Origin of the sequence: Prevotella sp. TF12-30, from assembly GCF_003436715.1 — a bacterium.
Classification (GTDB): Bacteria; Bacteroidota; Bacteroidia; order Bacteroidales; family Bacteroidaceae; genus Prevotella; species Prevotella copri_A.
Map to the genome: position 1 here is coordinate 47711 of NZ_QSQJ01000023.1, position 10273 is coordinate 57983.

Annotated in this window: 8 protein-coding genes and 1 pseudogene; 8 read left to right on the forward strand and 1 reads right to left on the reverse strand. The window is 41.9% G+C overall.

What is annotated here, in order from left to right; translation table 11 throughout:
* Positions 1-69 precede the first annotated feature (69 nt).
* From DXD25_RS09915 to DXD25_RS09950, 8 genes are all read left to right on the forward strand, one after another.
* Positions 70-942, forward strand: coding sequence for a nucleoside phosphorylase (locus DXD25_RS09915; RefSeq protein ID WP_117663356.1), 873 nt, complete (start codon positions 70-72; stop codon positions 940-942).
* A 12-nt stretch (positions 943-954) separates the two neighbouring features.
* Positions 955-2370: a tRNA uridine-5-carboxymethylaminomethyl(34) synthesis GTPase MnmE gene (gene mnmE / locus DXD25_RS09920; protein WP_117663357.1), complete on the forward strand. Its 1416-nt coding sequence runs from the start codon at positions 955-957 to the stop codon at positions 2368-2370.
* Positions 2371-2680: 310 nt separating this feature from the next.
* Entirely contained in the window at positions 2681-3613 is a 933-nt protein-coding gene (locus DXD25_RS09925; RefSeq protein WP_117663358.1) for a helix-turn-helix domain-containing protein, read from the forward strand.
* Between the two features lie 124 nt (positions 3614-3737).
* The gene (locus tag DXD25_RS09930; RefSeq protein WP_117663359.1) at positions 3738-4844 is read left to right on the forward strand and encodes a site-specific integrase; all 1107 of its coding nucleotides are present in this window, start codon (positions 3738-3740) and stop codon (positions 4842-4844) included.
* A gap of 163 nt (positions 4845-5007) precedes the next feature.
* Entirely contained in the window at positions 5008-5802 is a 795-nt protein-coding gene (locus DXD25_RS09935) for a hypothetical protein (protein ID WP_117663360.1), read from the forward strand.
* A 99-nt stretch (positions 5803-5901) separates the two neighbouring features.
* Positions 5902-6270 carry a helix-turn-helix domain-containing protein gene (locus DXD25_RS09940; protein WP_089542644.1) on the forward strand — a complete coding sequence of 123 codons (369 nt, stop codon included), beginning with the start codon at positions 5902-5904 and terminating at the stop codon, positions 6268-6270.
* A gap of 11 nt (positions 6271-6281) precedes the next feature.
* Entirely contained in the window at positions 6282-7676 is a 1395-nt protein-coding gene (locus DXD25_RS09945) for a DUF3987 domain-containing protein (protein ID WP_117663361.1), read from the forward strand.
* Positions 7677-7761: 85 nt separating this feature from the next.
* Positions 7762-8832 (forward strand): DUF6371 domain-containing protein, encoded by a 1071-nt coding sequence (locus DXD25_RS09950; RefSeq protein ID WP_117663362.1) that lies wholly within the window; start codon positions 7762-7764, stop codon positions 8830-8832.
* A 294-nt stretch (positions 8833-9126) separates the two neighbouring features.
* Here DXD25_RS09950 and DXD25_RS09955 read toward each other — a convergent pair.
* Positions 9127-10273 (reverse strand): annotated as a pseudogene (locus DXD25_RS09955) (hypothetical protein); the annotation flags it as partial.

The following is a 10273-nucleotide window of genomic DNA, read 5'->3' on the forward strand; positions in this document are numbered from 1 at the left end:
GTCTTAACTCCTTTAACTTCTTAACTCCTTTAACTCCTTAATATCTATAACCATCAAAACATAAAGATTATGAGCAAATACTTTGCAGAATCAGAACTCATCATCAATGAGGATGGAAGTTGCTTCCACCTCCATTTACGCCCGGAACAGGTGGCGGATAAAGTAATCCTCGTAGGCGACCCAGGCAGAGTAGCCCTCGTAGCATCCCATTTCGAGGAGAAGGAATGCGAGGTGGCAAGCCGCGAATTCCACGCCATCACCGGTACATATAAAGGCAAGAGAATCACCGTGCAGAGCACCGGAATCGGATGCGATAATATTGACATCGTGGTCAACGAGTTGGATGCACTGAAGAACATCGACTTCGCTACTCGCACCGAGAAACCGGAGCACACCACCCTCACCCTCGTGCGCATCGGAACCTGCGGCGGATTGCAGTTCAACTGTCCTGCCGGAACCTTCGTCGCTTCACAGAAGAGCATCGGTTTCGATGGACTCATCAACTTCTATGCCCGCCGCAACGAAATCTGCGACCTCGAGACAGAGGCTGAATTCAAGCGCCAGGTAAAGTGGAACGACCAGATTGGCAATCCATACTGCGTGAACAACGACCCGGAGCTGCTCAATCAGATTGCCGGCGACGATATGGTTCGCGGAATCACCATCGCCTGCGGCGGATTCTACGGTCCTCAGGGCAGAGAACTCCGTGCCCCGCTTGCCGACCCGGAACTTAATCAGAAGATTGAAGCATTCGAGTATAAAGGCTTGCGCGTCAATAACTTTGAGATGGAGAGTTCAGCCCTGGCTGGTCTTTCTCTCCTCTTAGGCCATAAGGCACTCACCTGCTGCATGGTCATCGCCAATCGCCGTGCCCTCAGTGCCAACACAGGCTATAAGAGCACCATCGACAACTTGATAAAAGTAGTATTAAACAGAATTTAAAGTAAAAGAAAAATGAATCAAGAAGAATGTATCTGCGCCCTGGCAACTCCAGCTGGCGGTGCAATCGGAATCATCCGACTCAGCGGCTCCGACGCCATTACCCTCACCGACAAAATCTTCCAGTCTGCCAACGGCAAATCCCTGGAAGAAGCCAAGCCCTACACCCTGCATTATGGAGAAATCAAGGATAAGGATGGCAACACCATCGATGATGTTCTGGTGAGCGTGTTCCGTGCACCCCACAGTTATACAGGCGAGAATTCCACCGAAATTTCCTGTCACGGCAGCCGGTACATTCTTCAGCAGGTTCTCCATCGCTTTACGGAGGTAGGATGTCGCCAGGCAGAACCCGGCGAATACACCCGTCGTGCCTATCTCAACGGCAAGATGGACCTCTCGCAGGCAGAGGCAGTAGCTGATCTCATCGCCTCTACCAACAAGGCAACCCACAAGATGGCGCTTAGCCAACTGAAGGGTCACTTCAGTAACGAACTCTCCCTGCTGCGCGAAAAATTATTAAAGATGACTTCGCTCCTGGAGTTGGAGCTGGACTTCAGCGACCACGAGGAACTGGAGTTTGCCGACCGCAGCGATCTCCAGGCACTAGCCGAAGAAATCAATCATAAGATTACCGCCCTCGCCCACTCCTTCGAGACCGGCAACGCCCTGAAACAGGGAGTAGCCGTAGCCATCGTAGGCAAGACGAATGTGGGCAAGAGCACCCTGCTCAACCGTCTGCTCCACGAGGAAAAAGCCATCGTGAGCGACATTCACGGAACCACCCGAGACGTAATCGAAGACACCACCCTCATCGACGGAATCACCTTCCGCTTCATAGATACGGCAGGAATCCGCAAGACGGATGATGTGGTAGAGAACATCGGAATAGAGCGCACCTTCCAGAAGATGGAAGAGGCGAAGATAGTAATCTGGCTATTGGACGAGCAGCCATCGGTCTCAGAAATCGAGGAGATGAAGCAGAAGAACCAGGGCAAGAAGCTGCTGGTGGTATTCAATAAGATGGATAAGCTGGAGGGTGAAAAGCTTGAGTTCGATAAGTTCACTCATTCCTGCGGTTCAGATTCCAGTGAAGCAGAATCCACTGAAGCAGAATTCCCACTCTTTATCAGTGCCCGCACGGGCGAGAACGTTTCATCCCTGGAACAGGCATTAGTAAAAGCCGCTGATATTCCGGAGATTACCGAGAACGACGTCATCATTACGAGTGCCCGCCACTACGAGGCACTTCTCCGTGCCCAGGATTCCCTCTCCCGCGTATTGGAGTCGATGGAAATGGGAATGAGCGGCGACATCATCGCCGAGGATTTGAAAATGGTACTGGAGGAGCTGGGAGAAATCACCGGTGGACAGATCAGCAGCCAGGAAACGCTGAACAATATCTTCAAGCACTTCTGCATCGGAAAATAAGTCGTGATAAACAACGATTAATATCGACAACAAATGATAGTTAAGGTGCTCAAAATGAGCACCTTTCTTTTTAGCCTTACTATTGGTTATAATCAATGGTAAGGCTTTTTTAGCACCTTTTTGTACCGCTCTTGTACCTCCACTTTTCAAAAGTAATAATTTGAGACTCCATTTTTGGCAAATGAGTGCAAGATTGCCGAGAGTTTTGGACAATGATGGACGATGATATAAGACTATTGAAAATAAACGGAGTAATGACAGACGACTTTTTCTACAATAAATTAAGTAAAAAAGTATAAAAAGCGTACAAATGACAGCAAGCAAAGAAAGAATTCTAAAAATTTGCGAGTATTGCGGGAAGAGCTTCTATGCATCAAAATCCACAACTCGTTATTGCTCCAAGCAATGCAACAGTTATGCCTATAAGGCAGCAAGACGTGAGGAGAAAGTAAAGATGGCTGAGACAATGAGCCACCGAAAAGCTTCCGAGAAATCCATGTCTGAAATCCTCGTGAAAGAATACCTCACTATTCAAGAGGTCGCTATACTTTTGGGACTAAGCAGACAGACCATATATAATATGGTGTATAGTGGTAAGTTGCGAGCATCCAAGATTACTTCTCGTTTATCTTTAATCAGAAAGCGAGATATAGATTATCTTGTTGATAGTTTGCCATACACCACAAAAAAAAGTGCTTCAAAAGAAGCAGTTCATGCAAACCGAGAGCTACCTGTTCCAGAATATTACTCTGCCAAGGAAATTGCAGAAGTCCACAACACTTACGAGACTGCCATCTATGAGATAGTCAAGAAAGTCAAGATTTCAAGAATATCCATACAAGGAAGAGTATATTGGAACAAGAAAGAGGTGGATGATTATTTTGCACACCTGTCTCCAGATCCAACCATCAGTGAATGGATGACTGTTATGGACATTCAACAGAAATATTGTATGACGAAAACAGCCGTATATAGTTTCGTTAGTCACAATGCTATTCCAAGAAAAATGGAAGGTAACAAAATTCTGTATTCCAAGCGTCATGTACAATTGGCAAAAGGGGAATCCGTAGAAGACCAACTTTATTATACAATACCGGAGGCCATGAAGTTGTATGGTTTAAGTCAGGACCAGATTTATAAGCGTATCAAGAAATACGCCATTGAAAAGGTGAAGATTGGCAAGTATATCAAGATTTCCAAGCGAGATTTAGAGAAAGCTATCGGCAAGCCTAAGGTTATTTAGCGGTTATCAAAAGGTTAAGTTGTACCCCATTACATAACTCTATTATTTTGCAATCGATTTCAAAGATCTCTTAATACGGGATCATATATGAAACATAAGTATCACATTATAAAAAGTAAACATCATGGTAAATACATGTACAAGAGTTTCTCTTCGCCAAAGAGCGATTAAAAACGACCGTATTTCTCTTTATTTGGATTTCTATCCACCAGTACGCAACCCTGAGACTATGCAAATGAGTCGCAGGGAATATTTAGGTATCTATATCTATGCTCATCCAAAGAATGAGATGGAACGTGAGTTTAATACAGATATGCTCAACAAAGCAGAGGCCATCCGTTGTATCAGAACCCAATCACTCATCAATGAAGAATTTGGTTTTTTGGACAAAACACGACAGAAAGCTGATTTTTTGGCATACTTTGAGAAGATGACACATAAGAAAGATGACAAGTGGACATGCGTCTACAAGCATTTCTTCAAATTTGTTCAAGGTCATTGTACATTTGGGGATGTGACAGTGGAACTTTGCAAAAAGTTCAGAGAGTATCTTCTGAATGCAAATCAGTTGAGGCGAACAAAACAAAAGGTATCTCTCAACTCTGCAGCAGGTTACTACTCTACTTTCCGTGGTCTCTTAAAAATCGCCTATCGTGACAAGTGGCTACGTGAGAACATCAATGACTATCTGGACAAGATTGAGCCACAAGATGTAAAGAAGGAGTTTCTAACCCTCGATGAAGTAAAGCAGTTGGCAGCTACTCCTTGCGATATACCTGTACTGAAGTCTGCCTCCCTTTTCGCTTGCCTCACAGGATTGCGTATCAGCGACATCTTGAAATTGCGCTGGGAAGATTTCGAGATTGCTCCTGACCAAGGCTATTGCATTCGCATCCGTACCCAGAAGACACAAACCGAAGCAACCCTACCTATAAGCAATGAGGCGTATGAGCTTTGCGGAGAACCAAGCACGGGAATCGTCTTCAAAGAATTGAAACGTAGTATGATTAATTATCCTCTCAAGATATGGGTAAGAAAAGCAGGAATTAAGAAGCCAATTTCATTCCATTCATTTCGCCATACGTATGCAACCATCCAGATTTCTTTGGGTACAGATATTTATACGGTTTCTAAAATGCTTACACATAAGAACGTAAGCACAACACAAATATACGCTGATCTCGTCAATTCAAAGAAAAGAGAGACGGCAAACAAGATTTCTCTGAAATAATGCCATTGCATTCATTTCATACCGCCCGATATTGAAAAAATGTTCAATATCGGGCTTTTTAGTTAAAGGCTCCTAAAAGTTTTACGTGAGTCACGCGTGACTCACGTGTCTGTTTCTGCAGTTTTTCCTATTTTTGCGCCACAAATAATTAATAATACGCAATATGAAACAGTTTAAAAAAGAATTTTTGACACAGCATTTATTGGTTTTGTGTGCAATGTCTATCATTGGTGCACTTGTTCGCAACGAAGCTATGCAATATGGTGTAGACACCTTTAGCTGCAACTTGACGTTCGTTATCTCAACTACCATACTGATGGTTGTTTATCTCCATGCATTAGATAGTATCGTACGATTGCTTGCCTCATGGTTTAAGCATATCTTTTGTAATACAGTAAACAATACAGAAAGAAAGCGTCTGTCTTCTATTGCCATCAATGAAACAAATACATATGACGAGGGGGAAGAGCTAAACCTGGAAGATGTAACTTTCGTCTATGCAGATGAAGCCTCTTCTTGTATTACAAGCTATGAACAGTTGAGACAGGAAGCATTGGAAGACAAAGCCAAAAAGGAAAAGGTCTTGTTAAACTCAGCTATCGATTATACCAGAAGAACTTTTGCTGCCTACATGAAAGAGGAGCATTTGAACCAACTTTGTGACAACATCGCTATTTTCCAGTGTTGTACCTCTACACACATGAGGCATCATTCATTGATTGTTGATAAGGCTATTCGTACTATAGACTTAATGCATTATGCTTGGAATATAGGAAATCTCTTCAAGAAGAAAGGCATTGATACAGCAACCTTTATAAAACAAGTTTTTGCTGATGCGCTGGTTGATGTGGAAATATCCACTATTATAAGGAAGTTAAGAATGGAAGGTACCTGCATCATAGAATTACTACCAAGCTTAGATGTTCAAGGCGGAATCAAGACACATTATTGTTGCTGATAAGCATTGAGCAGTTATTCAGAGGTTATATCTCAGTGATATTTATCTCCATTACATAACTCATTTACTTTGTACCCGAATAATAAAAAATGAACAGATATGATAAATGAAAGTATCACCTTTGATAAGTTACCACAAGCGGTATCTTATTTAACAGAACAAGTTATCGAGTTGAAGCAAATGGTATCAGCACTTCAACCTACATCATCAGCAAATAACCATATATTGGTTGAGATTGATGAGGCTGCTATTATTATAATGAAGTCGAAGCCAACCATTTATCGATTGGTTAACCAAGGCATTCTGCCATCCTATAAAAAAGGTAAGAAGCTATACTTCTATAAGGATGAGCTGCTTGCATGGATTGAGAATGGTCGAAAAGCTACCAAGGAGCAGAACCATTCTGAAATGCTAAAAGCCATGCAAGGTGGAATGAAGCGCAAACCCAAGTCAATGTATAATTTTTAACTCTATGCCAAATGACAGCTTTAAATAACAATAAGGAAACTTCCATCAATCCAATGATTATCATGGATAAGGCTATTGATATGAGTACTCGCCTATCAGGAAGCCAGTTTCCCGTAAGCATCTTTCCAGCCAAGATTCAGAGAATCATCAAGGAGGTACACGAATGCCACAGTTTTCCTACCGACTATATATCAGCAGCCATACTCACTGCATTGGCTGTTGGTATCGGCAACACGCACTTGGCACAGATGAAACAAGGTTGGCTTGAAAGTCCTATCTTATACATGGCTCTTATCGGAAGACCAGGAGCCAACAAGAGCCACCCACTTAGCTTCGCTATGAAGCCATTCCTCGATTACGACTATGAGCAAAACAAGTTGTTCGAGGAGCAATACAGTAAGTTTGAGGAAAAGATGTGCATGTCTCGCAAGGAACGCATTGAAAATGGAGAGGATGGATTTCCGCAAGAACCTGTACGCAAACGTTTCTTGGTCTCTGATGTCACACCAGAAGGCTTGAGCTATATTCATGCGCAGAACAAGAGGGGTTTATGCCTATGGACAGACGAGTTGTCTGCATGGTTCAAGAACTTCAACCGCTATAACAATGGTTCAGAGGAACAGTTCTGGTTATCTGTCTTTAGCGCCAAGACAACCATATCAGACAGAAGAAGTTCCAAGAGTTCCATTTTCATTAAACGCCCCTATATCTCAGTAATCGGAACCATCCAAAAGAAGATACTTAGTGAGTTGGCGAAAGGCGAACGCTCCAGCAACGGCTTCATCGATCGTATTTTGTTCGTCATGCCTAACCTTCAGCAGAAAGCGAGATGGAGTGACCGAGAGTTGCCCGATAATATAGAGCGAGATTGGCAAACCATCATTCAACACCTTATTGATATGGAGTGTCCAATAAATGAGCAACAGGAAATCGAGCCTCATGTCTTATCATTCACTGAAAAAGCTAAGGCAAAGCTCTATGAATGGCAGCATCATTTCTCCGAGCAATGCGACAATGAAACAAATGATACCATTGTCAGCATCTATTGCAAATTGGAGATATACATCATCCGTTTCTGTCTGATTATTCAATTGGCACGATGGACATGTGGAGAATGTGATAAGGAAGCCATCGACCTGCTGAGTGTAGAGCGAGCCATCCGATTGACAGAGTATTTCAAGAACTCTGCCATATCTGTGCAAAATATCCTCAACGAGAATATGCTTACAGCTCAACAACAAGCAATCGTCAACCATCTTCCTGCAACATTCACCACGGCCCAAGCTCATGATGTCGCCAAAGAGAACGACATGAAGTCAAGGACATTGGAAAGATTTCTGAATGATAACATCGGAGTCCTATTTCGCAAAGAGAAGCATGGAGAATATTCAAAGATTAACTCGTAACGGTATTGTCGGTTTTGTCGCTTTTGACGGTTTTAATACCAAAAGCGACAAAACCGACAGAACCGCCACATAAAAAAGAAATGAAATGAGTACACATAGATTCATATTAGAGCCATACAAAGGCATCGCTACCCGACATACATGTCCAGAATGTCATAAGAAACGTAGCTTCGCCCGATATATTGACACAGAAGGGAAGATTGAGTTTCCTCCCTACGTGGGTCGTTGCAACCATGAGCAAAGTTGTGGTTATCACTTCACTCCCAAGGATTTTTTTGAGAAGAATCCCGAGAAGAATGAGACATTCACAAAGGATGAGACTATTTCATATAAGAAGAGAGAAATGCTGAAGCCATTACCCACTTCTTATATAGACGAGAACATCATGCGAAGTTCTCAGAAATGTTATGAGGCAAACAACCTTTTCTTGTTTCTATCTTCTCACTTCGGTGAAACAGCTACTCTTTCTTTGATGGAGAAATATCATGTCGGAACTTCCAAACACTGGACTGGTGCCACGGTATTTTGGCAAGTTGACAATCAAGATAAGGTGAGAACTGGTAAGGTAATGCTCTATAATCCTGAGACAGGTAAGCGAGTAAAAGAACCATACAGCCATGTTTCATGGGTACACTCGCTTATCCCCCACAAGGATTTCAATCTCTGTCAATGCTTCTTTGGTGAGCATCTTATCAATGTAGCCAAGACCAAGCCTATAGCATTGGTTGAAAGTGAGAAGACAGCCTTGATAGCCTCCTACTATCTTCCTCAATTCTTATGGATAGCAAGTGGTGGTAAGAATGGTTGCTTTAACACGAAGTCGCTATCTGTTCTGAAAAACAGAGATGTGATCTTATTCCCTGATTTGGGAGCGACAACAGTTTGGCAAGACAAGCTGCCAATGATGCAAGTTCTCGGCATCCGTGCAACGCTTTTCGACTTTTTAGAGCATCAAGCCTGCGAAGAAGATAAAGCTAAAGGCCTGGACATTGCTGATTATTTGCTCAAAATCAAGCCTGCAGAAGCAAAACTTCAAGCCCTCATCAAACAGAATCCTGCCATTCGGAAGTTGATAGATGTCTTCAAACTCGAAATTGTTGACGAGCCTCAACCACGTTTCCTCACTCCTAAAAGGCAACGTGGTTTCAGACTCTGAGATGATTTGAAAAATCGAGGTATCTGACGATAGCAAGTTATGTTTTGAGTTACTCAAAACCTTTCGAGTTACTCTCGAAAGCACTTGCCTATCGGTAGATACCTCTCCAAAGTCGAGTATCTGAATCAACCTATCGGTAAGCAGAGAATTGCATATATGATGACTTACTGTCGTATAGATTCATTGATTTACTGTCGTATATATATGCATGTCATATGATAAAACGTTTTACATGGAATGAGTAGAAAAAGCCAATTTTTTCTTTCTACTATATATGTCATCGATTAATGATTCCTATTCTTGCGACAACTCCCAAGGCATACACCTACTATATGAAGATAAAGGCATTTGCTTGCCATCATACTCTTGTACGATTTGTTTGCGAAATAAAAGTCCAGAGTCATGTTCTTCCCACTTTATGCCCGTCACATAAGCCTTACCTTCTATCATTTTGATACCTATTGTATAATAAATCTTGTACCCATTACCATCACCATATGAAAGAATGAAGTCACTGCGTTCTACAAAATCCGTAGTTTTGTCTTTCCATGGTTTAACCAGCATTTCATATGGTAACCACCCTCCAGTAGGCTCTCCATTGCCTATCACATTATCATAAACCTCCTGTTTATTTTTATACTCAACAAGCAAGAGACGATCAGAGCAAATCGGAGGTATAGGAGCATCTTTCCAACTATCAAAATTAGGAGACAAAATTGCCACCCTAAAATCTTTAGCGAGCTTTAAGCTATCAACTACATCATAATTGGTTGAGATAGCAACTCCATGCCAATTATTAAATTCATCAATACATTGAGGACAATCCTTTATCCATAATGTGTCATTACAAAATACCATGGGAAGTTTGCGTTTGCCAATGGCAGAGATTTTCATTTTTCCACCCTGTTTGGTAAGTGTATATGGTCTTTGAATATGTAGGGAATCTGTTTGCAGATGCACTATATAAACATTCTTGTCATATTTCATCTTTTCCACATACAAAGAACCAAATACACTATCATTAAGGGTATCTATATCGCACCCATATATATCAAAATTCATCCTATTAACGTCAGCAACAATATCATCACAGCAGAAGTTTTTGAGGAATGATACAAAATCGTCTTGCAAAGCTTGACAGTAGGCTTTGCCTTTAGAATCATCGACATTAACTCTTTGAGCATAATAGTCATTACAGCCAACATAAAACTTCCTGAAAAATTCCGCTATGCTGTCATTCTCAGAGGTTTCTGTGCATTGGACTTTTTGATTGCAACCACAAAGGGGCAAAATGACCACCAATAATAAAATTATCTTTTTTACCATATTTTCCACCAAATAATGATTATACACAAATAAATTTCGTGCCATTAAAAGGCACATAAAGTCAAAAATAGATATGTTGCATTTCCAATTGATGGTATTCCATAGTCGAGAGACG